The organism is Oricola indica, from assembly GCF_965227485.1.
GTDB lineage: Bacteria > Pseudomonadota > Alphaproteobacteria > Rhizobiales > Rhizobiaceae > Oricola > Oricola indica.
Genome location: NZ_OZ245747.1, coordinates 2,716,189 through 2,742,609, shown reverse-complemented (window position 1 = coordinate 2,742,609; position 26,421 = coordinate 2,716,189). Strand labels below are relative to the sequence as shown.

23 protein-coding genes are annotated in these 26,421 nt (G+C 62.3%); 7 read left to right on the top strand and 16 right to left on the bottom strand.

The window, feature by feature from the left end; all coding sequences use genetic code 11:
* Nucleotide 1: 1 nt before the first annotated feature.
* Nucleotides 2-3,364: a DUF3971 domain-containing protein gene (locus tag ACQK2M_RS13715; RefSeq protein ID WP_425418282.1), complete on the bottom strand. Its 3,363-nt coding sequence runs from the start codon at nucleotides 3,362-3,364 to the stop codon at nucleotides 2-4.
* A gap of 151 nt (nucleotides 3,365-3,515) precedes the next feature.
* Between ACQK2M_RS13715 and ACQK2M_RS13710 the strand changes: the two genes are divergently transcribed.
* The 3 genes from ACQK2M_RS13710 to ACQK2M_RS13700 all read left to right on the top strand — a co-directional run bounded on the left by ACQK2M_RS13710 (nucleotide 3,516) and on the right by ACQK2M_RS13700 (nucleotide 6,180).
* Nucleotides 3,516-3,986, top strand: coding sequence for a peroxiredoxin (locus ACQK2M_RS13710; protein ID WP_425418281.1), 471 nt, complete (start codon nucleotides 3,516-3,518; stop codon nucleotides 3,984-3,986).
* Between the two features lie 15 nt (nucleotides 3,987-4,001).
* Nucleotides 4,002-4,817, top strand: coding sequence for a ferritin-like domain-containing protein (locus tag ACQK2M_RS13705; RefSeq protein WP_425418280.1), 816 nt, complete (start codon nucleotides 4,002-4,004; stop codon nucleotides 4,815-4,817).
* An 88-nt stretch (nucleotides 4,818-4,905) separates the two neighbouring features.
* On the top strand, nucleotides 4,906-6,180 hold the full coding sequence (locus ACQK2M_RS13700) for a M23 family metallopeptidase (protein ID WP_425418279.1): 1,275 nt from the start codon (nucleotides 4,906-4,908) through the stop codon (nucleotides 6,178-6,180).
* Nucleotides 6,181-6,189: 9 nt separating this feature from the next.
* Here ACQK2M_RS13700 and recJ read toward each other — a convergent pair whose 3' ends face one another.
* From recJ to ACQK2M_RS13675, 5 genes are all read right to left on the bottom strand, one after another.
* Nucleotides 6,190-7,968, bottom strand: a complete 1,779-nt coding sequence (gene recJ / locus ACQK2M_RS13695) for a single-stranded-DNA-specific exonuclease RecJ (protein WP_425418278.1) — start codon at nucleotides 7,966-7,968, stop codon at nucleotides 6,190-6,192.
* A 52-nt stretch (nucleotides 7,969-8,020) separates the two neighbouring features.
* The gene (glpX, locus tag ACQK2M_RS13690; RefSeq protein ID WP_425420044.1) at nucleotides 8,021-9,004 is read right to left on the bottom strand and encodes a class II fructose-bisphosphatase; all 984 of its coding nucleotides are present in this window, start codon (nucleotides 9,002-9,004) and stop codon (nucleotides 8,021-8,023) included.
* Nucleotides 9,005-9,139: 135 nt separating this feature from the next.
* Nucleotides 9,140-10,456, bottom strand: coding sequence for a homoserine dehydrogenase (locus ACQK2M_RS13685; protein WP_425418277.1), 1,317 nt, complete (start codon nucleotides 10,454-10,456; stop codon nucleotides 9,140-9,142).
* 45 nt (nucleotides 10,457-10,501) lie between these two features.
* Complete coding sequence (locus ACQK2M_RS13680) at nucleotides 10,502-11,719, bottom strand: LL-diaminopimelate aminotransferase (protein ID WP_425418276.1); 1,218 nt, start codon at nucleotides 11,717-11,719, stop codon at nucleotides 10,502-10,504.
* A gap of 72 nt (nucleotides 11,720-11,791) precedes the next feature.
* Nucleotides 11,792-12,391, bottom strand: a complete 600-nt coding sequence (locus ACQK2M_RS13675) for a hypothetical protein (RefSeq protein ID WP_425418275.1) — start codon at nucleotides 12,389-12,391, stop codon at nucleotides 11,792-11,794.
* 94 nt (nucleotides 12,392-12,485) lie between these two features.
* Here ACQK2M_RS13675 and ACQK2M_RS13670 point away from each other — a divergent pair, with 94 nt between their 5' ends.
* From ACQK2M_RS13670 to radC, 4 genes are read left to right on the top strand one after another with little or no spacing between them, the layout of a single operon-like run.
* Entirely contained in the window at nucleotides 12,486-14,321 is a 1,836-nt protein-coding gene (locus ACQK2M_RS13670) for a PHA/PHB synthase family protein (protein ID WP_425418274.1), read from the top strand.
* Nucleotides 14,318-15,019, top strand: a complete 702-nt coding sequence (sfsA, locus tag ACQK2M_RS13665; RefSeq protein ID WP_425418273.1) for a DNA/RNA nuclease SfsA — start codon at nucleotides 14,318-14,320, stop codon at nucleotides 15,017-15,019. The genes ACQK2M_RS13670 and sfsA overlap by 4 nt, the downstream gene beginning before the upstream one ends.
* A gap of 26 nt (nucleotides 15,020-15,045) precedes the next feature.
* Nucleotides 15,046-15,873 (top strand): type I methionyl aminopeptidase, encoded by an 828-nt coding sequence (gene map, locus ACQK2M_RS13660; RefSeq protein WP_425418272.1) that lies wholly within the window; start codon nucleotides 15,046-15,048, stop codon nucleotides 15,871-15,873.
* A gap of 24 nt (nucleotides 15,874-15,897) precedes the next feature.
* Complete coding sequence (gene radC / locus ACQK2M_RS13655; RefSeq protein WP_425418271.1) at nucleotides 15,898-16,674, top strand: RadC family protein; 777 nt, start codon at nucleotides 15,898-15,900, stop codon at nucleotides 16,672-16,674.
* A 4-nt stretch (nucleotides 16,675-16,678) separates the two neighbouring features.
* Here radC and ACQK2M_RS13650 read toward each other — a convergent pair whose 3' ends face one another.
* The 10 genes from ACQK2M_RS13650 to cpaB form a co-directional block, all read right to left on the bottom strand.
* Nucleotides 16,679-17,332, bottom strand: coding sequence for a pyridoxamine 5'-phosphate oxidase family protein (locus ACQK2M_RS13650; protein ID WP_425418270.1), 654 nt, complete (start codon nucleotides 17,330-17,332; stop codon nucleotides 16,679-16,681).
* A 208-nt stretch (nucleotides 17,333-17,540) separates the two neighbouring features.
* Nucleotides 17,541-18,329, bottom strand: a complete 789-nt coding sequence (locus ACQK2M_RS13645) for an ATP12 family chaperone protein (protein ID WP_425418269.1) — start codon at nucleotides 18,327-18,329, stop codon at nucleotides 17,541-17,543.
* Between the two features lie 80 nt (nucleotides 18,330-18,409).
* On the bottom strand, nucleotides 18,410-18,883 hold the full coding sequence (locus ACQK2M_RS13640; protein ID WP_425418268.1) for a tetratricopeptide repeat protein: 474 nt from the start codon (nucleotides 18,881-18,883) through the stop codon (nucleotides 18,410-18,412).
* 134 nt (nucleotides 18,884-19,017) lie between these two features.
* Nucleotides 19,018-19,956, bottom strand: a complete 939-nt coding sequence (locus tag ACQK2M_RS13635) for a type II secretion system F family protein (RefSeq protein WP_425418267.1) — start codon at nucleotides 19,954-19,956, stop codon at nucleotides 19,018-19,020.
* An 11-nt stretch (nucleotides 19,957-19,967) separates the two neighbouring features.
* On the bottom strand, nucleotides 19,968-20,936 hold the full coding sequence (locus tag ACQK2M_RS13630) for a type II secretion system F family protein (protein ID WP_425418266.1): 969 nt from the start codon (nucleotides 20,934-20,936) through the stop codon (nucleotides 19,968-19,970).
* Nucleotides 20,936-22,357, bottom strand: a complete 1,422-nt coding sequence (locus tag ACQK2M_RS13625) for a CpaF family protein (RefSeq protein WP_425418265.1) — start codon at nucleotides 22,355-22,357, stop codon at nucleotides 20,936-20,938. Before ACQK2M_RS13625 ends, ACQK2M_RS13630 begins: the two co-directional genes overlap by 1 nt.
* A gap of 61 nt (nucleotides 22,358-22,418) precedes the next feature.
* Nucleotides 22,419-23,633, bottom strand: coding sequence for an AAA family ATPase (locus ACQK2M_RS13620; RefSeq protein WP_425418264.1), 1,215 nt, complete (start codon nucleotides 23,631-23,633; stop codon nucleotides 22,419-22,421).
* Nucleotides 23,634-23,678: 45 nt separating this feature from the next.
* A complete protein-coding gene (locus ACQK2M_RS13615) occupies nucleotides 23,679-23,927 on the bottom strand; it encodes a hypothetical protein (RefSeq protein WP_425418263.1) in 249 nt (82 codons plus the stop codon).
* Nucleotides 23,928-23,929: 2 nt separating this feature from the next.
* Nucleotides 23,930-25,300: a type II and III secretion system protein family protein gene (locus ACQK2M_RS13610; RefSeq protein WP_425418262.1), complete on the bottom strand. Its 1,371-nt coding sequence runs from the start codon at nucleotides 25,298-25,300 to the stop codon at nucleotides 23,930-23,932.
* Nucleotides 25,300-26,241 (bottom strand): Flp pilus assembly protein CpaB, encoded by a 942-nt coding sequence (gene cpaB, locus ACQK2M_RS13605; RefSeq protein ID WP_425418261.1) that lies wholly within the window; start codon nucleotides 26,239-26,241, stop codon nucleotides 25,300-25,302. The genes ACQK2M_RS13610 and cpaB overlap by 1 nt, the downstream gene beginning before the upstream one ends.
* Nucleotides 26,242-26,421 lie beyond the last annotated feature (180 nt).

The following is a 26,421-nucleotide window of genomic DNA, read 5'->3' as shown; positions in this document are numbered from 1 at the left end:
CTCAGCGAAACTCGAAAATCTGGCGGAAGACGCCCGGGGCGATAACCGACAGCGGATTGACGGTGATCTTCGGCTTCTTCATGTCACCTTCCAGCATGTAGGTGACGCCGATCAATCCGCGGTCGCGCCCGTTGCCGAGAACCAGGCCGACGATGGGGATGCCGGCCAGCAGGCTGTTGACCGCATAGGCCGGCATGAAGGTTCCCGTAATCCGCATCCGATCGTTCTTGTCGTACAACGTGCCCCGGAAGGTCGATCCGACCAGCGGGCCGCGGATGACGCCCTGGCGGATCTGAAGTGAGTTGGGCGAGATGATGACGGTCGCCTCGGCGCGATCGAACTTGATCTCTCTCGTGTCGATATCCTGCTTGATCGCCTCCTTGAGGCTCTCCGACCCTCCTGATTTAGACGAAACCAGTGCATTCAGCCGCGGTTCGTTGAAAATGCGGAAATCCGTGACTTCCGCGGAGCCGCTCAGCACTTTCTCGCCGGTCGCCTTGAGTGCGCCCGTCATGATCCCGCCGCGCACCTGACCGTAGATATCGAGGAAGCGAAGCGCCTCGCCTGCATCGAGTGACTCGAACTGGATCGTCCGCTTCGCAGCGGCGCCCTTGAGCGTTGCGGATATGGGAAATCCGCTGGCGGTCAGGCAATTGGCGACGACCGACACCACGTCCTTCCCGTCATAGCGCATCTCCAGCCTGAGATTGCGCACATACTCGTCGCCGAACCCGGTCACCTTGGCGATGGAGGCCGTCACGTCGACGGGGACGCCTTCCTCCGAGGTCTTGGCTTTCAACTGTTCGCGGACATGCCGGATGAGCGAGCGCGCATCGAAGGATTTACCGGTAATGGAAACGGCAAATCCTTTTCCTTTCGCCGTCACATCGACGGAAATGTCGTCGGTCTCGTTCAGTCTCACCTTTCCGAAACGCGCACTCTGCAACCCGTCGTCGGACACGGTGATATCGCCATTCGCGAAGAAGGAGCCGCCATCCAGCTGAAAATTGCTGATCCGGGTTTCCTTGTCGGCAAGAACGAGATCGAAGACGGTTTTGGCGGGTATTCCGGTCCCCTTGGCCCAACCGATCCAGGGCAAGGACAGCTTGGCTTGCGAGAGGTCGGCCTCAACCTCCATGGATTCCTCTTCGTCGGCCGTCTTCACGTTGACCGAGGTGATCCCATCGACGAGCGTTTCGAGACCGGGCGCGATACGCGTGCGATCGGCATCGTTGAGGTTCAGAATAATGTCCCGTGACGAGCGGGCGGCTTTGCCGCCGAAAGGCTGGGTCATCGAGATATTCGCCGGCACGCCGTCGATCTCGCCCGTGACATCGATCTGGGCGCGCAGCTGATTGATGTTTATCCGGCCGGTCATGTCCGCCAGCATACGCCCGTCGAACGGTGTCGAGATGGCCGCGTCCTGAATGTCCAGTTCCACCTCCCATTTCGGAGGCGGAGCCGACTCTTGCGGATTGAGCGCAAAACGCATGATCACCCGCGCGTCGGCCTCGCCGGACAGTTCCTCCGGCTTGTAGGGTCTGAACCGTTGCGCGTTGATCGGCCGGAAGGAAATGAGCTCGCCGAGCGCGTCGGCGGTCCCGGAAACATCGACATCGAGATCGGCATAGATGACGCCGTTTTCATCGACCTGGTGGATGATCAACACGCCCGATGACGCCTCCGCCGTGCGGCCGCTCGGCATGTAGGTCGTGCCGCTTTCGAGCGTGATCACCGTGTCGCCACCCTTGACGTCGATCCGGCCGATCGCATCGCGAACCGGCGGAATGCCACCGGTAACGTCGAAGCGGACACCCTCGACCTGCAACGACAGCTCAGTGTCGCCCTGCAACGTCTTGTCGGTGCCCGGAATGCGCCGGCGCAGCGGCTCCGCGATCAGAAACTCGCCTTCGGTAACCCGGCCGCCCGCGAGATTGGAAAGCACCCATCGGCGCGCGCCCCGCGCGACCGGCGCAGGCCAGAACTGCTTGACGCCGGCCAATGCGAAATCCTCAACGGAGATCGCGAAGATCGCCGTCGGCGTAGCGGACGAAAAATCGAACGTTCCCGCCCCCTCCATCGACCCCGCTTCGGATTCGAGTTCGATATGCGAGATGTCGGCGACACCGTCGCGCGGCGTCCAGGTGCCGATCGCACGTGCCGCGAACTGGACTGCGCGTTCAGGCGAATCGATCGGATTGCTCACTCCGTTATTGGCGATCAGTTCGAACTGATAGGCGCGCTCCCGCGCCGATCCGTCCGCACCGGGGGCATCGCGAACGCCGCCGGTCAGGACAGCCGACGATCGGCCATATCGGATCCGCGATTCGCGCAGGGAGAAAACCTTGGTCTCCGGTGTCCATGCGAGATTGAAACGCCCCGTCACCGGAACGAGATCGCCGTCATCGAGCTTGAAGGCGAAATCGGTCGGTTCGACGCTCACGGTTAACTGGTCCGGCGCGTCGCCGCGTGTTCTGCGCGCTGTAAAAACGACATTGGCTCGCACGGGTTCGTGTGTCGCGCCCGGGAGATGATCTTCGGGATTATCGGAAAACAGGGTGCGCACGCGTGCGAACGGCAGCGCTATGTCGTCGAGACGAAACCGGGCGATCAGCGCACCGCCAATACTCCTGCGCACCATCCCGGACAGCTGGCTCGTTCGTCCGTCGATCTCGATTTCGGCCTCGATCGCTCTCTGCCCCGGACTCGCGATCACCACCGCGTTCCTGACGAAAATATCGGAACCGTGGCCGGTCACCGTCATGTCACCGATCTTGATGTCTATCGCCGAGCCATTCACCGAACTGCCTTCGATCAGCATGTCGGAGAAATCGAGCAGCCGGTCCAGACCGGTCTCAACCGCCGCGATTGCCGGGAGTTCGCCCGATCCGCTTCGGGCATTGGCCAGGTTCAGCCGTATGCCTGACACTTCGATATTCTGCAGTTGCGGCTTGCCTCGAAGAGCGCTCAGGGTCGTCACGCCGATCCGCGTTCGATCGACCTCCAGCACGTCCTTGCCGGTGGCCCTGTCCTTCATGACGAACTGGCCGAGCGATACGCCGACGCCCTGCAGGCCTTCCACGATGACGTCGGCGTCACCGATATCCACGGACAGACTCTCCGGCAACGCGCCGCTGAGCGCGGCCACGGCTTCGTCCTCGATGAGCGGTGAAATCAGGCCCGATTTGACGAACGCGGCCAGCAGCAGCGGCAACGACAGGATCATGAGCAGAACGATGAGAATGCGGCGGCGCAGTTTCCTGCGCGGACGCGGCGCAGCCGGATCCGATGCCGGCGGAACCGGCCGTTCGGCGTTCGACGGCATGTCATGCAGCAGTCGCTGCGCGCCAGAGCCGAACTTCACCTTTTCTCCGCGTTGTATTCTCAAACTTGTCGTCAGCCTCCCGCCGCGCAGATTCGCTTATAATCGCGCCTCTGCGGCTTGGACAGATTCACAATGCACCATATACCGCAGGATGTCGCTTCAAGCGCCCTAAAAACGAAGGAAACCAACAATGAGCCAACCCGCCGAAGGATCAATCGCACCGGATTTCGAATTGCCTGCCGATGGCGGAGTTTCGATCAAGCTTTCACAATTGAAAGGCAAGATTGTGGTGCTCTACTTCTACCCGAAGGACGACACGAGCGGCTGCACGACGGAAGCGATCGATTTCACGCGCCTCCTCCCGGAGTTCGAAGCGATCGACGCTACCGTCATCGGCATGTCGCCCGACAGCGCCGCAAAGCACGACAAGTTCAAGGCCAAGCACGACCTCGCGGTAACGCTGGTTGCCGATGAGGACAGGAACGCGCTGGAAGCATATGGCGTGTGGGTCGAAAAGAGCATGTATGGCCGCAAATACATGGGCGTGGAACGCTCCACATTCCTGATTGATTCAACGGGGAAGATCGCGCGCATCTGGCGCAAGGTGAAGGTCAAGGGCCACGCCGAAGACGTGCTGGAAGCCGCCCGCGAACTTGCCTGAGCGACGGTTGAAGCAATGCCCGATTCGCTGCGCGCCGCCGCCATCGACGCCCTTTCGGCAGCCGATCTCGACCGCAAGGTTCTGGTCACCCGGTCGGCTGCCGGCGCATGGCGAGCCCGAACCCTGTCGCTGCGGGCGCCGACCGATCCGGTAACGCCGACACGGCCCGGCCGGCCGGAAAAACCGGACCTTGTTGCGCCACGCCTGCTCAAGAAGCGCAATCTGAACAGCGAAAGCGGCCGAATCGCGCTCATCCACGCGCTCGCCCATATCGAACTGAACGCCATCGATCTCGCGCTCGACATCGTCGCCCGATTCGCCGCGCAGAACATCCCGCTCAGTTTCTTCGACAACTGGATGCAAGTGGCCGACGACGAGGCGCGGCATTTCACGCTTCTGCGCGACCGTCTGCGCGAAATGGGCGCCGATTATGGCGACCTGCCCGCCCATGACGGCCTCTGGCAGGCTGCCACCGATACCAGCGGGGATTTGACGGCGCGGCTCGCCATCGTGCCGCTCGTCCTCGAGGCGCGCGGCCTCGACGTAACGCCCGGCCTCGCCACAACGCTCCGCGATCTCGGCGACACGCAGACCGCCGCCATTCTCGACGTGATCTACAATGACGAGAAGACCCATGTGGCGGTCGGCGCGAAGTGGTTCCGGTTCTTCTGCGCCCGCGAAGGGGTGCATGCCGCCGACCGTTTCCGGGTGCTTGTCCGCAAGCATTTCCACGGCCAGGTCAAACCGCCATTCAATGACCGCGCACGGTCCGCCGCCGGCCTCACGCCGCTGTTCTATCGCGCCCTGTCTTCCGCATCGATGTCCCGCTGATCAAAGCTGCACGATGCGCTAAGGGCTTTATTAACCCTAATGAAGTGTAATTCCACCACGCCAAGTTTTATCGTTACGGTGGATTGCCTTGAGTAACACAGCGGTCTTCGGAAAACGCAAAGAGCCCCACACGATCATTATCGCGAAGGGCGATCGCATCTCCCATTTCACGGTCCGGCCCTGGATGGCCGCACTCGGTGCGTCCGTATTGGCCGCCGTCGCCGTCGGATATCTTCTCGCCACCAGCTACCTGATGCTGCGCGACGATATTCTGAACGCGGCGATCGCGCGGCAAGCGCGCATGCAGCACGCCTATGAGGACCGGATCGCCGCGTTGCGCTCCCAGGTCGACAGGATCACGTCCTATCGCCTCCTCGACCAGCAGATCATGGAGACAAAGGTCGCCGAACTGCTGGATCGTCAGACCGTCCTGGCCAGCCGCAGCGGCCGCCTCGCGCCACTCCTCCAAAGAGCCGAACTCAACGGCATCACGCCGGCAGCGAAACGGCTGGACGCCGAAGAGGTACCGGTTCCGGCCAGCCGGTCGGGCGGCAAGCAAACGACGCGCGTTCTGTTCGAGGTCCAGCAACCGCTTCGAGCAGGGCTGCAGGAAGCCTTCGCAAAGACCGAAGACCTGAAGGGCGATATGGATGCGATGCCGATCGTCACGCTCTCTCGCCTCGGCAACTCGCTCAACCATCTGGAAATCGACCAGATCAGCCATGTCAGCGCTCTTGTCGATTCCGCGCGCGATATGCGCGAACAAATGGTCGCCGACGCCCGCAATGCGGGACTTCCGCTCAAAGCGCCCCAGCTTGAAGATACCGGCACGGGCGGCCCCTTCATTCCGGCGAATCCCGAAGTGGCGGACGATGCTTTCGAGAACGAAATCGACGCTCTCAATCGCGAGCTCGAGGCGCTGGACAAGGTGCGCGGTACGATCCGCAGCTTCCCGATCGCCAATCCGGCTCCGGGCCGCCGGATAAGCAGCCGTTTCGGCAACAGGCGCGACCCGATCATCAAGCGCTCGGCCTTTCATTCGGGCATTGATTTCGCGGTCACGACCGGCACGCCAATCCGCGCCACCGGTGCCGGCACGGTCATTCACGCGGGTCGCAACGGCGGCTACGGCCGCATGGTCGAGGTACGCCACGCAAACGGCTTGACGACCCGCTACGCCCATCTCAGCCGGGTTCTGGTCAGCAAGGGCCAGAAGGTCACGCCCGGCGCCGTGATCGGCAAGTCGGGCAGCACGGGCCGCTCCACCGGGCCGCATCTGCACTACGAGGTCCGCCAGAACGGCAAGGCCGTCAATCCGATGAGCTACATCTCCGCCGGCAAGCGCCTCGGCAAATATCTCTAGGCACGTCGCTCAGACGGGCTCGGCCGCATCGATAATGCGCAATTGCGGCGTCTGCCGGCCGTTCCAGTGATTGACCGACAGCGTCCCGGCCACATGGACCGGCCGCCCCGCCCTGCCCGACAGGAATTGACCGAGTTCGCTGTCTGCCGCGCGAAACGCGATGGCGTCGATTTGCGATCGGTCTTCCGCCTGCAGCCTCACCTTCAGATGCCCATTGCCGACGACCGCGCTCGATGCGACACGGTGGTTCGGCAACACGAAGACCGGTTCGGAATTGCCGGTGCCGAAAGGCCCTGCCTTCTCGATTTCCGAAATCAACATGAGGTTCGCGCCGCGCGCCGATAGCGCGCCGTCGATCTTTTGGGTCTCGTTTTCGATAATCGACGAAACGGCCGAAGCCGCCTTTTCCTCGAAGAAATCGCGCAGGTCGCCAAGTTTCGCGCGTTCAACGGTGATTCCCGCCGCCATGGCGTGACCGCCACCCTTGACCAGGAGCCCTTCTTCCACCGCCGCCCTGACGAGTTTGCCGAGATCGAAGCCGGGTATGGAGCGGCCCGATCCGGTGCCCTTCCCCGACCCGTCGAGCGCCACCGCGAAGGCCGGCCTGCGGGTATGTTCCTTCAGGCGCGCCGCGATCAGGCCGACAATGCCCGGATGCCATTCCGTGCTTGATGTCAGCACAACCGCTGGCGGCGTGCCTGTCGCCATATCCCGATCCGCCTCCGCGCGCGCCTGGGCGACCATCTCGGTCTCGATTGCCTGGCGTTCCTTGTTCAGCCGGTCGAGCTCCGCGGCTATCTCACCGGCGCGATTAGCGTCTTCCTCGACAAGCGCCATGGAACCCAGCGCCGCATTGCCGATCCGCCCGCCCGCATTGATCCGCGGTCCGATCAGAAAGCCAAGGTGAAACGGATTGAGCGGCTCACCGATGGAGGACACCCGGGCAAGTGCGCTAAGGCCCGGATTGCCAAGGTGGTGGGCGGCGACAAGGCCCTTGGTGACAAAGGCACGGTTTAGCCCGACAAGCGGCACGACATCGCAGACCGTTCCGAGCGCCACCAGATCGAGCATCGAGAGAAGGTCCGGCAACCTGTTGATCCCATGGGCGCGCAATTGCCGCGACACATCGACGAGGGTCATGAACACCACGCCTACCGCGCAAAGATAGCCAAGCCCGGACAAGTCGTCATCGCGGTTTGGATTGACCACGGCACGCACGTCGGGGAGCGCTCCGCCGACCTGGTGATGATCGAGCACCACGATATCGGAGCCGTTTTCCCGCACCGCATCGAACGCTTCGGCGCTGTTCGTTCCGCAATCGACAGTCACGATCAGCGACGCCTGCGCCGAGAGCTCCCGCATCGCCGCGGGATTGGGCCCGTATCCTTCGAAAATACGATCGGGGATATAGATCCGCGCCTCGATTCCGAAAAAGCGCAGGTAACGCGCCAGAAGCGCGGATGACGAAGCGCCATCCACGTCATAGTCGCCGAAAATCGCGACCTTTTCGCGGTTTCGAACGGCATCCGCGATGCGCTTTGCCGCTGCCTCGAGATCGGTGATCGAGCGCGGGTCAGGCATCAGTGCCTTGAGGGTCGGATCGAGGAAACCGGCCGCCTGGTCCGCGCTCACGCCACGCCCGGCAAGCACCCGTGCGAGGATGTCGGGAATGCCGTGGCGCTGCGCGATATCAAGCGCCACCTGCGTTTGCGCGGGCGACATCCTGTCGATCCACTTCCGTCCTTTGACGGAGCGATCGATTCCCAGAAAGGACGAGGTTTGGACCATGCCGGTTTGTCGCCCCGCGTGCCGGCCCCGTCAAGCGGGCCGGCCAAACGGGTCAGAACTTGTCCATGTCCTGATGGCGCGCCTTGATCTCGCGAACGGTCTTCGACGAAGAGCGCATGACGATCGTTTCCGTCTGAAGATAGTTCTTCATGAAACGAACGCCGCCCAGCATGTTGCCGTCGGTCACACCCGTCGCGGCGAAGATCACCTCGCCATGCGCCATTTCCATGTGGGAATAGATCTTCTTCGGATCGGAAACACCCATCTTCGCCGCCCGGGCGATCTTTTCCTCGGTATCGAGGATCAGGCGGCCCTGCATCTGTCCGCCAACACAGCGCAGCGCGGACGCCGCCAGCACGCCCTCGGGCGCGCCGCCACTACCGATATAGATATCGATGCCCGTCTCTTCTGGCGCCGTCGTGTCGATCACGCCGGCCACGTCGCCATCACCGATCAGCCGGATTGCTGCCCCCGTCTTGCGCACCGCCTCGATCAGCGAAGCGTGGCGCGGGCGGTCGAGGATACAGGCGGCGATCTCCGTCACCGGGACGCCCTTGGCCTTGGCAAGCGCATGGATGTTGTCTTCCGGCGACGCATCGATATCGATCAGCCCATCAGGATAGCCCGGTCCGACGGCGATCTTTTCCATGTAGACGTCCGGCGCGAACAGCAGCGCGCCCTTTTCGGCGATGGAAATGACGGCCAGCGAGTTGGGCAGGTTCTTCGCGCACAGCGTCGTGCCTTCGAGGGGATCGAGCGCGATATCCACTTCCGGCCCTTTGCCGCTACCGACCTTCTCGCCGATATAGAGCATCGGCGCTTCATCGCGCTCACCCTCGCCGATGACGACAGTGCCGCGAATGGCGAGCCGGTTCAGTTCGGAACGCATCGCATCGACAGCGGCCTGGTCGGCGGCTTTCTCGTCGCCGCGCCCGCGCAGCCGGGCTGCGGCCACCGCCGCTCTCTCGGTTACACGCGCCAGTTCCAGCGACAATTCCCTTGTCAGGCCGACTTGCTCGTCGCCGGATTTTGCCATCGAATTCATGCGGTTGTCCTCGCTTTGTGCTTTGCGGATCGGTTTAGACGCAGTCTCGCCACCCGCGCAACACCGGTACGGCAAGGTTTCGGGGGACCAAATGCGATCTAATCGATTTTGATGACAGAAGCTTCGTCAGCCAGCCGGTTCTATGCGGATAACCTGCGGCTTTGAAACGAGATGACCATCGGCAAGCACGGCCTCCAGGGCGGTGCGAATATCCGCTTCGGTCGTCTCGTGCGTGACGAGCACCACCGTCTTTTGGGTATCTTCGCCACCCTTGACGCCGCCATGCTGAACGATCGACGCGAGCGAAATATCGTTGCGGGCCATGTGCCCGGCGAGAGAGGCAAAAACGCCGATACGGTCATGCACCGTCAGGCGAATGAAATAACCGCCGGCATGAGCGGCAATCTCGGCCTGCTGATACGGTTCCAGCTCTTTTGCCGGACGACCGAACACGGGCGCTTCCTGATGACCGGGCAGCGATTTGGCGATATCGGCGACATCGCCGATCACGGCCGAGGCCGTCGCGTCTCCGCCCGCGCCAGGTCCCGACAAGAGGAGCGAACCGACCGTGTCCGCCTCGATGCCCACCGCATTCGTCACGCTGTCGACCTGCCCGATCATCGAGCCGAGCGGCACCATCGTCGGATGGACACGCTGCTCGATCCCGGTAGCCGTGCGAAGCGCAACGCCCAGAAGCTTGATCCGGTAGCCGAGCTCACGCGCGGCATGGATATCCGCCAGCGTGATGTTGCTGATTCCCTCGACATAGATTTCTTCGGCGGCGACCCGGGTGCCGAACGCGATGCTGGTGAGGATGGCGAGCTTGTGCGCGGTATCGAAACCCTCCACGTCGAAGGTCGGGTCGGCCTCGGCATAACCGAGGCGCTGGGCGTCGGCGAGGCAGTCCTCGAACGAAATCTCGTCGCGCTCCATCCGCGTCAGAATGTAGTTCGCGGTGCCGTTTAGGATGCCGTAGACACGGCTCACATCGTTGGCGGCAAGCGACTCGCGCATCGTCTTGATGACGGGAATACCGCCCGCCACGGCCGCCTCGTAGTTGAGGATAAGGCCCTTTTCCTCGGCCAGCAGCGCCAGTTCCACGCCATGCTTGGCCAGCAGCGCCTTGTTGGCGGTCACGACATGATGGCCGGAACGGAGTGCCGTGCGGATGCTGTCGAGCGCGGCTCCGCTGTCGCCGCCGACCAGCTCGACAAAAACATCGATATCCGAAGAAGCCGCGAGCGCCTCGGGCGTATCGAACCACTCGATGCCGGCAAGATCGACGCCGCGATCCTTCGTCCGGTCACGCGCCGTGACCCCGGTCACCTCGATGGGCCGCCCGCATCTGTGGGTGAGCGAATTCGATTTGGATTTGAGAATACGGGCAACGGACGCGCCGACCGTGCCCAGACCCGCGATGCCGATGCGCAGCGGCTCGTTCATGAGTCCACCTTTCGAAACGAGGTGTTATCGGTTGATTGCCCGCCGTCAGCGGCGGGCGTTGAGTGCGACGACGTTGTGCAGATTTCCACGCGTCGATGCAAGGAAGCGTTTGATGTTCCGCGCCGCCTGGCGAATGCGGTGCTCGTTCTCCACGAGCGCGATCCTCACGTGATCGTCGCCATGTTCGCCGAAACCGACGCCCGGCGCGACGGCGACATCCGCCTTCTCGATCAGCAGCTTGGAGAATTCCAGCGACCCCATATCGCGAAACGGCTCGGGGACTGCCGCCCAGGCGAACATCGTCGCCTCCGGCGCCGGCACGTCGAACCCGGCCTGGTGAAAGCTGTCGACCAGCACATCGCGCCGCTTGCGATAGACATCGCGAACCTCGGTGATGTCGGAACCGTCGCCGTTGAGCGCAGCGGTCGCCGCCACCTGGATCGGCGTGAAGGCGCCATAATCGAGATAGGACTTCACCCGCGCCAGCGCGGCGATCAGGCGTTCGTTTCCGACCGCGAAACCCATGCGCCAGCCGGGCATGGAGAAGGTCTTGGACATCGAGGTGAACTCTACGCAGACATCCATTGCGCCCGGCACTTCCAGGACGGACGGCGGCGGCGTGTCGCCGAAATAGATCTCGGAATAGGCGAGATCCGACAGCACGATGATGTCGTGCTTGCGGGCATAGGCAATCACGTCCTTGTAGAAATCGAGCGTCGCCACGAAGGCCGTCGGATTCGAAGGATAGTTCAGGATCAGCGCCAGCGGCTTCGGGATGGAATGCTTCACCGCCCGCTCAAGCGCCGGGATGAAGCCGTCATCGGGCGCCACCGGCATCGACCGGATGACGCCGCCCGACATGATGAAGCCGAAGGCATGGATCGGATAGGTCGGATCGGGGCACAGCACCACGTCGCCGGGTGCGGTGATCGCCTGCGCCATATTGGCGAAGCCTTCCTTCGAACCAAGCGTCGCGATCACCTGGCGTTCCGGATCGAGCTTCACGCCGAAACGGAGCGCGTAATAAGCCGCTTGCGCCTTGCGCAGCCCGGGAATGCCCTTCGACGACGAATATCGGTGCGTGCGCGGATCGCGAACGGTCTCGACCAGCTTGTCGACGATCGCCTTCGGGGTCGGCAGGTCCGGATTGCCCATGCCGAGGTCGATGATGTCCCGGCCTTCCGCTCGCGCGCTCGCCTTCAGGCGATTGACCTGTTCGAAAACGTAAGGGGGTAGACGGCGGACTTTGTGGAATTCTTCCATGGCATTTCCTCGGGATATGCGCGCGCTATAGCGCGTTCGTGACTGGAAATCGAGACAAACTGCGAACCAACGCTATTCCTCGATCTTCCTGATCGCTTCATTGGAGTGCGTTGCCGCGAGACGGCGCAGGAGCGCAAGCCGCCGATTGTATTCCGCTGTCGAGACCTGTCCGCGCGAATGAGCTTGCGCCAGGGCCTGCATTTGGGCCAGCAAGGCATCGCGCTGGGCGTCGCTCATCTGCTGCAAGGACCTGGCCGGCTCGTCATTTATGTTTGGATAGGTTCCGGTTACCGAAGCCTGCCCGGACCCCGCGGTCATCGGGTCGCGAGACCCGGTTTGGGCAGCGGATTTCACGCGCCGAGGCGCAGGTTCTGGTATCCGAATAGTGGTCGAAACTCGTCCGGAAGCCTGCACCGCCGTCTGCGATACAGTCTCAGAACTAGCTGATTCGTCTGGCTTTTCCGCCGGCGGCAACGGCGGACCGGCCGTATCGAAGGCTGCCTGCGGCACGCCCTGATCGATCGCGTTGCCACCCGCGCATCCGGCAAGGAGCACGAAATTGAAGATCAGTAACGCAATGCCAAGTCTATTCATGTTACCTTGAGGCAGCGGTGGTGCCGCCATCGATTGACGAAGTCGGTGCGCCGATCGCAACCAATGGGTCAATGACATGCGCCTTGTCCTGTGTCATCAACGCTCAATAATATGGCAGCACAAAGAACGCCGAGAATGACGTCGCAAAGAACACCCGCAGAGCGGAAAAGCAATGGCTGAGAAGAAGGAAGCCAACGCCGGCAAGGCGGTGGACCGGACCTCGATCGACGCCTATGTCATCAAGGATCCCGAGGCATTCGCGCGCAATCTTGCCCAGGTTATCGAGGCAGCGGGCCACGCCGCTTCGGCATGGATCGGCCCGCGCGAGTCCGGTGAACACACCGACAGCGTCGCCGAACCGATGACGGATGTTGTCAAGACGTTTTCCAAAGTGTCCGAATACTGGCTCTCGGAGCCCCAGCGCGCGATCGAGGCGCAAACCCGGCTGTTTTCCGCCTATATGGACATCTGGTCCAACTCGATCCGCCGCCTCGGCGACACGGATCTGGCGGAAGCCGTCGAGCCCGACCGCGGCGACCGGCGATTCTCGGACGTCGACTGGAAAGAGAACGCATTTTTCTCCTTCCTGAAACAGACCTATCTCGTCACGTCGAAATGGGCTGCCGATCTCGTCGAAAACGCCGAGACGCTCGACGAGCACACCCGCCACAAGGCGAGCTTCTACGTCAAGCAACTCAGCAATGCCGTCTCACCGACGAACTTCATGATCTCCAATCCCGAGATCTTCAAGGAGACGATCGCCTCCAACGGCGCGAACCTTGTCGCAGGCATGAAGATGCTTGCCGAAGACATAGAGGCCGGACACGGCGACCTGAAGGTACGCCAGGCCGACTATTCCAAGTTCAAGCTCGGCGAAAACATCGCGGTCACACCCGGCAAGGTCATCGCGCGCAACGAACTGGTCGAAATCATCCAGTATGCGCCGGAGACGGAAGATGTCCTGAAACGGCCGTTGCTGATCTGCCCGCCATGGATCAACAAGTTCTACATCCTCGATCTCAATCCGGATAAGTCCTTCGTGCGCTGGGCTGTCGAGCAGGGTCACACGGTTTTCGTGATCTCCTGGGTCAACCCGGACGAGCGCCACGCCAAGCTCGATTGGAACGACTACATCGACCAGGGCATCTCGTTTGCACTCGATGCCGTCGAGAAGGCGACCGGCGAAAAGCAGGTCAATGCGATTGGATATTGCGTTGGCGGCACGCTTCTGTCGGCTGCACTGGCGCTGTTCGCACGCGAAGGAAACGATCGTATCGCCTCGGCGACGCTGTTCACGACCCAGGTCGATTTCGTCAATGCCGGAGACCTGAAGGTGTTCGTGGATGACGATCAGCTGGAGACGCTGGAGAAGCAGATCCGCCAGCAAGGCTACCTCGACGGCTCGAAGATGGCGACGGCCTTCAACCTGCTGCGGTCAGGCGACCTGATCTGGCCCTATGTCGTCAACAACTACATGAAGGGCAAGGAACCGATGCCCTTCGACCTGCTGTACTGGAATGCGGATTCGACTCGCATGCCGGCGGCCAACCACTTGTTCTACCTTCGCAATTGCTACCACGAAAACAAGCTCGCCCACGCCAAGATGGAGCTGAAGGGCGCGCCGGTGTCGCTCGCGGACGTCAAGATCCCGATCTACAACCTCGCCGCCAAGGAGGACCATATCGCGCCCGCCATATCGGTTTTCGAGGGCTCGAAATGTTTCGGCGGCAAGGTCACCTACGTAATGGGCGGATCGGGGCATATCGCCGGGGTCATCAACCCGCCAGCCAAGAAGAAATATCAGTTCTGGTCCGGTCCGAAAGTGGCCGGCGAATTCAACAAATGGGTCGAAAAGGCAAAGGTCACCGAAGGATCGTGGTGGCCGCACTGGCAGGCCTGGATCGAGAAGCTCGACGGCTCCCGCGTCCCCGCTCGCAAGAAACTCGGCGGTGGAAAGCTCAAGCCGCTTGACGACGCCCCCGGTACCTTCGTTCGCGAACGCGTGTGAAATTCTCGCCTGCCCTTATCTCCGGGCGTCTCGTCAGGCGCTACAAACGGTTTCTCGCTGACGTCGTCCTCGACAGTGGCGAGGCGATCACCTGCGCTGTGCCCAACACCGGCTCCATGATGGGCCTGACCGACCCGGACTCGCGCGTGTGGCTGTCCACCTCCGACAACCCGAAACGCAAATACCGCCACACGCTGGAAATCGTCGAGGCTGATGGCGGGCTCGTCGGCGTCAATACCGGCCTTCCGAACAAGCTCGCCGAGGAAGCGATCCGCGCCAGAATGATCGGCGATCTCGCCGATTACGCGGACCTGAAGCGCGAACAGAAATACGGCCAAAAGTCTCGCATCGACATCCTGCTCGGCGACCCTGAAAGGGGGTTGGCCTATGTCGAGGTGAAGAACGTGCACTTCATGCGCACGCCGGGACTCGCCGAGTTCCCCGACACCGTGACCGCCCGCGGGGCCCGCCATCTCGACGAAATGGCCGACATGGTGCGCGCCGGACATCGCGCCGTCATGGTCTATGTCGTCCAGCGCGGCGACTGCGAAACATTCTCGCTCTGCCACGATATGGACCCCGCCTATTGCGCCGCCTTCGACCGTGCGACAGCCTGCGGGGTTGAAGCTTTCGCCGTTCAATGCCAAATCTCGCCGGAAGAAATCACACCCGTCCGGACAATCCGCATTTTGGAATGACCGGTATCGCGGACCGGAGCCAAGCCATGGTCACCTATCTCGTAGCCGAAACGGCACCGCTCAAGAACACCGGCCAGATCCGCCTGCATGGCGAGGAAGGCTTCGAGGGCATGCGCCGCGCGTCACGCCTGACCGCCATGGCGCTCGACGAAATGGTCGATATCGTCAAGCCGGGAACCACCACCAACGAGATCGACAAGTTCGTCTTCGAATTCGGCATGGATCACGGCGCCATACCGGCGACGCTCAACTATCGCGGCTACACGAAATCCTCCTGTACCTCGATCAACCACGTCGTCTGTCACGGCATTCCGAACGACAAGCCGCTGCGCGAAGGCGAAGTCGTTAATATCGACATCACCTATGTGCTCGACGGATGGCATGGCGACTCGTCGCGCATGTATCCGGTCGGCGAAATCAAGCGCGCCGCCGAGCGCCTGCTGGAAGTCACCCACGAATGCCTGATGCTCGGCATCGCCGCGGTGAAGCCCGGCGCTCGGATGGGCGCGATCGGCGAGGCAATCCAGAAACACGCGGAAGCCGAGCGCTGCTCGGTCGTGCGCGATTTCTGCGGCCACGGCGTCGGCCGGCTCTTCCATGACGCGCCGAACGTGCTGCATTACGGTCGCGCCGACGAGGGCGCCGAGATGCGCAAGGGCATGATTTTCACCATCGAGCCGATGATCAATCTCGGCCGACCGCATGTGAAGGTGCTGTCCGACGGATGGACGGCGGTCACACGCGATCGCAGCCTTTCGGCACAATATGAGCATACGATCGGCGTCACCGACGATGGCTGCGAGATCTTCACCCTCTCGCCCAAGGGGCTCGACCGGCCCGGCCTTGCCGGCTAATCTCGCACCCGAATGGGGGCGACCATGGCCGACGAGCCGGACGAAAGGCAGGTATTTCTCGCGGAGTTCCCGCAACCTGCCAACCTGACTCCGAATCCCTCGAAAAAGCGCACCGTTACCGAAAAAGCGCCCTCGCCCCACGCCGGCCACCGCGACCGGTTGCGCGCACGTCTTGCCGACGCCGGCCCAGATGCGCTTGCGGATTACGAACTGCTCGAATTGCTGCTGTTCCGTTCCATCCCCCGCCGCGACACCAAGCCCCTCGCCAAGGCGCTGATCGCCCGTTTCGGTTCGTTCGGCGCAGTCCTCGGCGCAGACCCGAAGCGCCTGGCGGAGGTTCCCGGCGTCAAGGATGCCGTCGCGGCCGACCTGAAGGCCGTCGCCGCCGCCGCGCAGCGCATGCTCAAGGGCGAAATCGCAGCGCGCGAGGTCCTGTCCTCCTGGAACGCCGTCATCGACTACTGCAACGCCGCCATGGCGCATGAGAGCCGCGAACAATTCCGCATTCTCTTCCTCGACAAGAAAAACGTCCTGATCGCCGACGAGGTGCAGCAAATCGGCACCGTCGACCACACGCCGGTCTATCCACGTGAGGTGATGCGCCGCGCGCTCGAACTGTCGGCAACCGCGCTCATCCTGGTCCACAACCACCCGTCGGGCGACCCCACGCCCTCGCGCGCCGACATCGAGATGACCCACAAGATCGCCGAGACCGGCAAAACCCTGAACATCGCCGTCCACGACCACGTCATCATCGGCAAGACCGGCCATGTGAGTTTGAAGGGGCTGGGGCTTTTCTAAGGCTCTAATACATCGATTTGCGGTATTCGTCCTCGAGATCCGCGTCGATCTTTTTCATCTCCTCGGGATCGTCCGGCGCGCCGGACGTCTGGTCCATGATCATGTTGAGAAGCGACGGCATTTCGCTGCGGTCCTGAAGCGCGGCCGGGTCCCACAGATTCGAGCGCCGGAACGCCTTGGCGCAATGCAGGAACACTTCGTCGACGAAGACGACGATGGCGACCCGCGGCGCGCGGTCTCTGACTTGCAGCATCGCCAGCAGGTCCGGGTCGCGGGTGATCTTCGCCGTTCCATTGATCCGCAAGGTCTCGTCGAACCCCGGAATCATGAACAAGAGACCGACCGCAGGATTGGCAAGGATGTTCGATTGCGTGTCCAGCCGGTTGTTGCCCGGCCGGTCGGGGATCAGCAGTGTCTTATCGTCGAGGACCTTCACGAACCCGCGCGGATCGCCACGCGGGCTGACATCCGCGGACCCGTCCGGCGCTTGCGTACCCATGCACAGGAACGGCGACCGTTTCAGGAAATCCCGTGCATGCGTGTCGAGCCGGTCCAGGCACTTCTCGACGGCTACGGCATGCGTCGCGGGAAACAGCGACCGCAACTCTTCTTCGTCCGCGACCAGGAATTCCGGCCTTAGAAACGTATCCTGCGCCACACCGTCCTCCTCCTTACACGACGCCCGAGGATCTCTCCCGGGCCATCACGATGAATATTGGAGATCGGCGCCGATGTCACCGCACGCCTTGACCACACGACCGGCCATCGCAAACACCCGGACGCCGTGATTGCAGATGTGCATAGGGCGTGCCACAGCCGCACGCTCCGCGCGCGAGTTCGACACGCCATAGCCGGAGATGTAACGACTAGTCTCCCAGCGCCTTGATCAGCCTGTCGGCGGCGTCCATCTCGGCGCGGCGCGCGGTGCGCCGTGCCTTGGCCTCGGCGTCCTCGCCCCATTGCGCGATGTTCCAGTCCTCGTCGACATGCGCCGCCTCCCAGGCCTGCGCGGCGTCGATCTCGCGTTTCCAGACGGCCAGCGCCAGCAGTCCCGAACCGGTCAGCGAGGTCATCGAATGCAGCGCCGCAAGGATCACCGGATCGGTGACGGTGTTCAGGTGAATACCGAGGCCGGCAATCGCCTCGCGCGGCTGCGCGACGTGCATGACGCCCTCGGCGAGCGTAAAGCGCGCGCCGGCCACCCGTTCGGCCCAGTCGACCACCGGGTCCCAGGCTTCGCGCTGCCGGTCGGTCAGGCCCGGAGGTCCGTCGGCGCGATAGAAAAGAAGATCGGTGCCGCAATAGCGCAAGATGTCTTCGAGAACGGCCTGCATGTCGGCCGCCACGCCGTCCAGCGCGGTATTGGCGAGCCGGTAGCACGGCATCGTCGCCGGGTTGATTTCTTCGCCCTGTACGTCGAATTCGTCGGCAATCAGCGAAGCGGCAGCGGCCGTCGATAGTGCAAGCGGCGTCTGTCCAGGCGTCTTGACGGCCCGGCCGTCGAGCAGGATATGATGCAGACCGTCGCGCTCACCCGTTTCCACGCTCTTGTAGAAGCGTTTCGGCAACTGGCGGCGCATGTTTGCCTGCGCGCTTTCCATGGGATCGCGCTTTTCGCCCTCGGCGGGGTCGGAAAATGAAAGGATGTCACGCACGGGATGGCTCGTCCGGCTCGTTTCAGTCGCGCCGGATAGACCATGTCATTCGGGCCAATGCAAGGCGGGGGGCTTCGCGCTCAGCCGGCAGCGAGCTTCCAGTTACCTTCGATGATGGCGTTGTCGGGCGCCAATGCGCGCGCGTCGGCCAGCACCTTGCGCGCCTTCTTCATGTCGCCGCGAAGAATGTAGGAAAAACCCTGATTGTTCAGGACGGACGCCTTCGGCCCTTCCAGTTTCAGGAGCTGTGTATAGGCGCGGTCCGCAAGATCGAAGCGTCCAAGCTGATCGTAGGCCGCCGCAAGCCCCAGCCACGCCGTGCCGTTCGCCGGTGTCGCCTCGACCGCCAGACGGAAGTTCTTTTCCGCCAGACCGTAATTCCCGGCGGCGAACTGTTTTTGCCCGGCAACGATCTTGCGTTCCGCGAGACTGCCCTGCCCGTTCGTCTGGAAAGCCGATGTCAGGGCCGTGTCGATCGTGGACGCGCTCTGGCAACCGGCGAGCCCGCCGGCGACAAGGCCGATTGCGATGAAACGAAAGATCCGGTCTTTCATGACGCTGTCCCCAAGTAACGCCCGGTTTTCCGGGTCTGTTGAGGTCAGCCTAGCCGATAACCGTAAAGATGCGGTCGGCAAACGGGGCTAATGATCGGCAAACGGCCTCGGTTAAGAAAGCCCGAAGCCGAACGCTACATGTTGAACCGTACGATGATCGGGATAATGGCGATCATCACCACGACGGGAAGAATGCAGAGCGTCACCGGAATGGACATTTTGGCCGGCAATGCATGCGCCTTTTCCTCGGCCACCGACATGCGCTTGTGGCGCATTTCGTCACTGAAGACCCTGAGCGCGCCCGAAAGGCTCGTGCCCAGTTCCTTCGACTGCTGGAGCAGCGTCGCGAAAGCGCGCACTTCATCGACCCCCAGCCGGTCGGCCAGCGCCTTCAGGGCTTCGTTGATACTGCGCCCGGCACGCAGTTCCAGCGAAACCAGAACGAGGTTCTGGCTCAGCATCGGATAGGTCACGCGGATTTCCTTGGAAACGCGTTCGATCGATGCCTCCAGGCTCATGCCCGCATCGGCGCAGACGATCATCAGGTCCATGAAATCGGGAAACCCGTTGCGGTATTCCAGAACCCGCTGGTTGACCTTCTGCTTCAGGACGAAAGCCGGCGCGAAATAGCCCCCGACCGCGAAACCGGCGAGACAGATGATCCCGCGTTGCGACAGCGGCGCGATATGCATCAGCAGGATCACGGCGACCGCGAGAAGTAGCCCCGCGCCCATCGCCACGAAACGCACAAGGAAGAATTTTCCGACGGCATCAGGCCCGAGATAGCCCGCGCGCATGAGGGTCTGGCGAAGGCGCACGACGTTTTCAGGATCGGCGGATGCATAGAACTCCGCGGCACGGCGCGCGGCCTTGTCGGCCAATTCCGCATCCCGGCGCTTTTTGTCATCCTCGACGACGGAAACCCCGCCCCCCGGTTCCTCGAAGCTCAAGTGAAGTCGGCTTCGCAAATGCGTCTGACGCCGCTTGTCCTGCGAAAGCGAGTAAATCACCCCGCCGATACCGAGCAAAACGATGAAGACGCCCGCGGGCAGCAAAAGAGAGGACAGGTCCATGACGTTTCCCCTCAGAACCTGAACGATGCCATCTTGAACATGATGGCATTACCGAGCACCAGCCAAAAGAAGGCTCCGCCGACGAGATACCAAGTCAGGCTTTCCGCAACGACATCGCCGTAATAGGTCGGCATCAGGACCATGACAGCCGCCACCAGCAGCACCGGCACGGCCGTCAGGATATAGGCCGACATGCGACCCTCCACCGAAATCGCCTTGACCTTGCGCCGCAATTTGCCGCGCTCGCGAATAACGCCTGACAAGCCCTCCAGGATTTCCCGCAAGTTGCCGCCGGTCGTCGACTGGATCGACACCGCCGTCACGAAGAGCGGCAAATCCTCGTGGCCGACGCGTTCGTAGAGATTGCGCAGCGCGGACACCATGTCCGACCCGTAGGTGATCTCGTCGGAAACGATGCCGAATTCCGTGCCGATCGGGTCGGACATTTCGCGCGAGACCATCGAGACCGCCACGGGCACCGGATGACCGGCCTTCAGGCCGCGTGTGATCAGGTCGAGCGCCTCGGGAAGCTGCATGCCGAAGCGCTTGTGGCGCTTCTTGCGCAGCCATTTCAAGGACATGAACGGCAAGGCCGGGGCCAGCGCAATGGCGAGCAGAATTCCGAATTGCAGCCGATTGACATAAAATCCCAGTCCGATGCCGATCGAAACCGCGATCGCCGTGGTGACCATCAGAAACGTCGCCAGCGGCATCACCATGCCGGACTGGATACGCAAGTCGCGCAGGGCCGCCATCGGCGAAAAGCGGCTATTCTCCCCGTCGAGCCCGCGCTCCTTGCGCAACTGGACGAGCACTTCCTTCTGGTTGACGTTATGCTGCTGCAACCGCATGCGCCGGTTGACCGCCTTGCGGGACTCGGCGCCGCTGGAAAGCAGCATATAGGCCGCCTCCGCGAGCATGATGCCCGCGCCGCCCGCAAAGGCGTAGACGATGTAGATCGTGACGTCGTCGAGTTGCATCAGCCGGCCTGCTTGTTCGACGGATCGAAATAGTCGCCCGGAAACTCGACGCCCATTGCGTGCAGTTCCTCAAGGAAGCGCGGACGGATGCCAGTCGCCTCGAAATGGCCGATAATATCGCCCTCGGCCGTCTTTCCGGTGCGCCGGAATGTGAAGATCTCCTGCATCTGGATGACGTCGCCCTCCATGCCGGTCACCTCGGCGACGCTGGTCACCTTGCGCTTGCCGTCCGAGAGGCGCGTCAACTGGACGATCAACCCGATGGCGCTGGAGATCTGGCTGCGGATCGAGGCGACCGTCATCGGCATGCCGGTCATGCCGAGCATCTGTTCCAGGCGCGAAATCGCGTCGCGCGGCGTGTTGGCGTGGATGGTCGCCATCGACCCTTCGTGGCCGGTGTTCATCGCCTGCAGCATGTCGAAGGCTTCCTCGCCGCGACACTCGCCGAGGATCACCCGGTCGGGACGCATGCGCAGTGCGTTCTTGACGAGGTCGCGCTGTCGGACCTCGCCGACGCCTTCCGAGTTGGCAGGCCGCGTCTCCATGCGCGCGACATGCGGCTGCTGCAACTGCAGTTCCGCCGCGTCCTCGATGGTAATCAGGCGCTCGTCTTCGGAAATGAACGCCGACAGCGCGTTCAGCATTGTGGTCTTGCCGGTGCCCGTGCCGCCCGAAATGATTGTCGTCACCCGCGCGAACACCGCAGCCGCCAGCACTTCCGCCATGGGTTGCGTCAATGCGCCGAACTCGACGAGCTTGTGCAGGCCGAGCTTGTTCTTGGAGAATTTTCGGATCGAGACGAGCGGGCCGTCCACCCCGATCGGCCGGATCGCCGCGTTGAAACGCGACCCGTCGAGCATGCGCGCGTCGCACATCGGCTGGGATTCGTCGATGCGCCGGCCGACCGCCGCGACGATCTTGTTGATCACGCGAAGCAGATGCGCCTCGTCCTTGAACGGGATCGTCTCCTGGACCAGCTTTCCCGCCCGTTCCACGAAGCAGTTCTCGTGTCCGTTGATCAGGATGTCGCTGACGGTCGGATCCTTGAGAAGCGGCTCCAGCGGACCGAGACCGACCATCTCGTCAACGAGATCGTCGATCAGGGCTTCCACCTCCGCCACGTTGAGCGCAAGGCGTTCGGTGCGGACATAGTCCGATACGAAGCTCTGAACCTCCTGACGCATCCGGTCCGGCGGAAGGGCCTCCAGCGCGACGAGGTTGATTTCCTCGATCAGCTTGCGATGCAGCTTCACGCGTGCGTCGAGCGTGCGTTCCTGCGACTTCGGCGCCGCCCTCGCCTGCATCGGCTTGGACGAGCGCTTGTTGGGAATGACGATCGGCTTTTCTTCATGAGCGGGAATCGGCGCCGCCTTGGCGGTCGCGTCGCGTGCCGAAAGTTGCGTGAACCTGCTGTTCGTCATTGTCGCACCGATTTCCCTGTCGTGTCCGGTTCTTCGCCGGTTCTCGTTCCGCGTGCCGTTTTCAGCCTGCTTTCTGGATCAGGCCCTTCCCAAGGCCGAAAAGGCCGCGTTTCCGCCCGACTTCCAGCTGCATCTCCTCGGGCAGAATGATGCGCTTCAGATCGCGGATGACATTGGCGTTCGGATCGATCTCGTGCAGCGGCACGCCCCGGTCGACCGCTTCGCGCACCAGCTTGTAATTGTTGGAGATGCCACCGGCGAAGCGCTCGCCAAGCAGGTTCTCGACATCGCTGGACTTGATCCCGCCATCCTGGCCCTTGGGCGAATAGCGGTTGATGATCACACGCGGTTTCACCTCCTTGCCCACATCGGTTTCGATCGCGTTGATCAGTCGCTGCGCATGACGCAGACACGGAACCGTCAGTTCCGCCGTCAGATAGACATGGTTCGACCCACGCAGAACCGTTTCGGTCCATGGGAACCACGTCCGCGGAAGATCGATGACGACGTTGTCGAAATAGGCGGAAACGAGATCGAGAACCCGAACGACGACATCCGTGTCGAAGGATCGCATTTCCGTCGGCATGTTCGGCGCAGCCAGTACCGCCAGCCCCGACGAGTGCTTCGACAGCAGCGCATCGAGCAATTGCCGGTCCAGGCGCTCGACCTGGTGTTCCACCTCGGTAATGTCGAAGCGCGGTTCGAGATCGAGATATTCGGCGCAGGATCCATTCTGGAAGTTCAGATCGACCACGCAGGTCGAGGCCGCACGCGTCGCGGAGCGATGCAAGAGAAAGGCCGATTGCAGCGCCAGCGTCGTGTTGCCCACGCCGCCGGCCGCCGGCATGAAGGCGCTGATATAGGCCTCGCCGGTATCGTTCTTCTCCACGCCCTTCAGCGCGCGGATACACGAGCGCACCAGATCCGCCGTCGTCACCGGCTTGACCAGAAAATCGGCGACGTGAAGCTGCACGATGATGCGCACCATCGCCGCATCACAACCCTTGGTCACGACGATCACGGGCACACGCTCGGTCAGACGCCGCGTAACACGCTGCAAGGCTTCGAGCCGTTCGAGGTCCGCGTCGTCGAGATCGATGATCACCGCGCCGGCCTCGGCTTCCTGGATATCGCCATGCAGTTCCGTCACCGCCTTTTCGATGGTGATCAGCTTGATCGCGTCGGACACCGAAAACGCCGTGCGTGTCGTGGCAAGGAATTCCTTGTCGGTCGACACCAGCACGATCTTGTTGTTCTGTTCCTTTTCGTCGGACATTTTTACATCGATACAGTCGGTTGAACGGATTTGTTGAAGTGAGGCCTAGATCGTTGGCGCGGCGACGGCGACGCCATCTTCCGCCTTGTCGCCATCTCGATCCGCCGGCACGACGAGGTCATTGTCCTGCACGCCGGGCGGCCATGGGTCGATGATCTGCAGCGCGGAGTTGTGGGCAACGGCATTTCCGCCTTCGAGCGCGATGCCCTCAAGCGACGGATCGTCGGAAAGCATGCATCCCGTGAGCGAGGCCAGGCCCGCTCCAAGAGCCAGAAGGGTTGTGGTAACGCGCATTCTCAGCCCCCTATGTCGAGCGTCAGGATGTGGCCGGAGGTCCGTCGGGGCATCCCTGCCCCTGAACCCATCGCGGATGTCCGCATTTCATCGACGCCGAGGACGACGGCTTCCTGTGTGGTCGCAGGCCGCGAGGCGTCCAGGGGGGTCGCAGTCGGCGTTCCCGGCTGAATCGGCCGAACCAGATGCGGCGTAACGATCATCACAAGGTCCGTTTCGCGCCGCTGGAATTCCCTGCTGGCGAAGAGAGCGCCAATGACGGGTAATTTGCGCGCGCCTGGAACAGTCGCATTCGATTTGTCGTTATTGGCCTGATAAAGCCCTGCCATCATGAAGCTCTGGCCGCTTTTGAGGTCGACCGATGTCTTTGCTCGACGGACGGACAGGACCGGAAAGCCATTGGAAAGCGTCCGGTCCAAGCTGGATACTTCCGGCTCAATCTCCAGCGAGATCAGACCGTCCTTCAGGACCTTCGGTGTGAATTCGAGACCAACGCCGAATTTCTTGTACTGGACTGAAACGTCGCCATCCTTGCCGACGACCGAAATGGGAAATTCTCCACCGGCAAGAAAACTCGCGGTTTCACCAGACCGGGCAATCAGGTTCGGCTCGGCAAGCCGCCTGGCCACGCCACGGTCTTCCATCGCCTTGATTGCGACATCGACGTTCAGGCCGCCCGAAACGAGGCGACCGACGAAATTGCCGACAGATGAATAGCCGGCCGAGCCGGAATCCGGACTGTTACGGTTGCTGTTGTAGCTCAGGTCGTTGATCTTGACGCCCAGTTCCTGCCCGGCATTCCTGTTCACCTCCACGAAGCGAACATTGAGCTGGACCTGCTGCGAGGAGGTCACATCGACCGAGTTGATGATGTCTTCATCCTCGCCCGCGAATTTCGAGGCGATCTTCTTGGCGCGGTCGGCCGAAACCTGATCCGGCGCCGATCCGGAAAGCACGACCTGACCATTCGTCGTCGTGACCTTGATATCCGCATCTGGAACATTCTCGCGGATCGCCGTCTTCAGGCGTGTCGTGTCGACCGAAACCTCGACATCGACGGAGCCGATCAGCCGCTTGTTCTCGTCGAACAGTGCGATGCCTGTCGTTCCCGCCGTTATGCCGAGAACGTAGAAGGACCGATTGGTCAGCGGCTGCACATTGGCGATCTCCGGATCGCCGACGACGATTTCGTAGAAGGAGCTCTGCGTCCGAAGCGTTTTCGGCTTGCCCTTCTCGACCGTGATCAGGTGCGTGCGCGACGTCGAGATGTTGAGCACGTTCGGCTGCGCGTGCGCAGCGTGATACGGGAGCCCACCAAGGGTCGGCACGGCAAGGGCGCAGGCAAGTATGAAATTGCGGCCGCGATTGGTCATCAGTTCGCTCCTTCGTCGCGGACATCGTAGGTCTCGACCTCGGTCCTGCGGCGCACAGTGACCTTCGCCAGCGCGGAGGCTGCCGGGATAACCTCGCTAGGTTCAAAGGCCGATGTCATTTCTTGGTCGATGCCGTGCGGCGGCATGTTGAATTCGCCTGTCGCGACATCGCCGGCACGGCGCAATTGCAGCGACAGGCTGCCTGCCGATTGCGCGGTGGCGAGCGCCTTCGCGCCCGGCGCATTGACCTCAAGCGTCACCGCGCGCACGATCACGGGATCGGACTGGCGTTCGTCGGCGATCTGGTCGATCGAAAGCACTTTCACATTCGCCAGCACAACGGTGGTGGCGACAAAGCTGTCCGGTTCGCCGGTAAACGTCCTGTCGCCGGCGGGCGAGGTTTCGATGGGCGCGATGTCTTCCTTGCCCTCGCCGCCCTTCTTTCCGATCGTGAAAGTCCGTGTCAGCGCGATATCGACCCGGTCGCCCGGAACCACGAAGCCCGCCACACCGGTGATGTCGTCGACGCGGATCGTGACCGCGCGCATGCCGTCCTCGATCCGGCGCGAAAGCGTCGCCTGTTCGTCGGGATCGGTAACCTTGGAAACAAGCACCGGTTCGTTCGCGTCGATTGCCGCCAGTGCAACCCGTTCGCCGCCCTCCAGCAATTCCTCGGTTGTCCGAAAGGCGCCCGTGGGCAGATCATCTTTCGGCCACGGCAGTTCCTTGAGCATGCCGGCGTCGATCAGCGCCCCGTAACGCATCGGCTCCGCCGCGACGACGATGGTCGAAAACTCCGCCAAAGGCGCGCCTCCGGCAGGCACCTCGACAGTCTCGACGACCGTCTGGACGTTGTTCTTCAGCCAGAAGTCCGCAGCGACGATCGACAGTCCGCCGAAGACAATGGCGATACCGCCCATTATCAGGAATTTCTTGTTCACCTTTGCCCAGCCTCAATCCGCCATGCGGATGCCCGTTTTCCCCGGTTTTATTGGCTGACGATGACGCTCAAGCGTGAACATTCACGTAACATGGCTTTTCAAACTCTCGGCTTTCCCCGATGTGGTTAAATCGCCGTAAACACAGGGCATGGCATGGCGTGCCTGTTCGCGTTTGGTGAA

Coding starts and splice junctions, on each gene's coding strand:
- ACQK2M_RS13710 (WP_425418281.1), top strand. CDS start 3,516: ATGAGCCAACCCGCCGAAGGATCAATCGCACCGGATTTCGAATTGCCT.
- ACQK2M_RS13705 (WP_425418280.1), top strand. CDS start 4,002: ATGCCCGATTCGCTGCGCGCCGCCGCCATCGACGCCCTTTCGGCAGCC.
- recJ (WP_425418278.1), bottom strand. CDS start 7,968: ATGGTCCAAACCTCGTCCTTTCTGGGAATCGATCGCTCCGTCAAAGGA.
- glpX (WP_425420044.1), bottom strand. CDS start 9,004: ATGGCAAAATCCGGCGACGAGCAAGTCGGCCTGACAAGGGAATTGTCG.
- ACQK2M_RS13685 (WP_425418277.1), bottom strand. CDS start 10,456: ATGAACGAGCCGCTGCGCATCGGCATCGCGGGTCTGGGCACGGTCGGC.
- ACQK2M_RS13680 (WP_425418276.1), bottom strand. CDS start 11,719: ATGGAAGAATTCCACAAAGTCCGCCGTCTACCCCCTTACGTTTTCGAA.
- ACQK2M_RS13675 (WP_425418275.1), bottom strand. CDS start 12,391: ATGTCATTGACCCATTGGTTGCGATCGGCGCACCGACTTCGTCAATCG.
- ACQK2M_RS13670 (WP_425418274.1), top strand. CDS start 12,486: ATGGCTGAGAAGAAGGAAGCCAACGCCGGCAAGGCGGTGGACCGGACC.
- map (WP_425418272.1), top strand. CDS start 15,046: ATGGTCACCTATCTCGTAGCCGAAACGGCACCGCTCAAGAACACCGGC.
- radC (WP_425418271.1), top strand. CDS start 15,898: ATGGCCGACGAGCCGGACGAAAGGCAGGTATTTCTCGCGGAGTTCCCG.
- ACQK2M_RS13640 (WP_425418268.1), bottom strand. CDS start 18,883: ATGAAAGACCGGATCTTTCGTTTCATCGCAATCGGCCTTGTCGCCGGC.
- ACQK2M_RS13635 (WP_425418267.1), bottom strand. CDS start 19,956: ATGGACCTGTCCTCTCTTTTGCTGCCCGCGGGCGTCTTCATCGTTTTG.
- ACQK2M_RS13630 (WP_425418266.1), bottom strand. CDS start 20,936: ATGCAACTCGACGACGTCACGATCTACATCGTCTACGCCTTTGCGGGC.
- ACQK2M_RS13625 (WP_425418265.1), bottom strand. CDS start 22,357: ATGACGAACAGCAGGTTCACGCAACTTTCGGCACGCGACGCGACCGCC.
- ACQK2M_RS13620 (WP_425418264.1), bottom strand. CDS start 23,633: ATGTCCGACGAAAAGGAACAGAACAACAAGATCGTGCTGGTGTCGACC.
- ACQK2M_RS13615 (WP_425418263.1), bottom strand. CDS start 23,927: ATGCGCGTTACCACAACCCTTCTGGCTCTTGGAGCGGGCCTGGCCTCG.
- ACQK2M_RS13610 (WP_425418262.1), bottom strand. CDS start 25,300: ATGACCAATCGCGGCCGCAATTTCATACTTGCCTGCGCCCTTGCCGTG.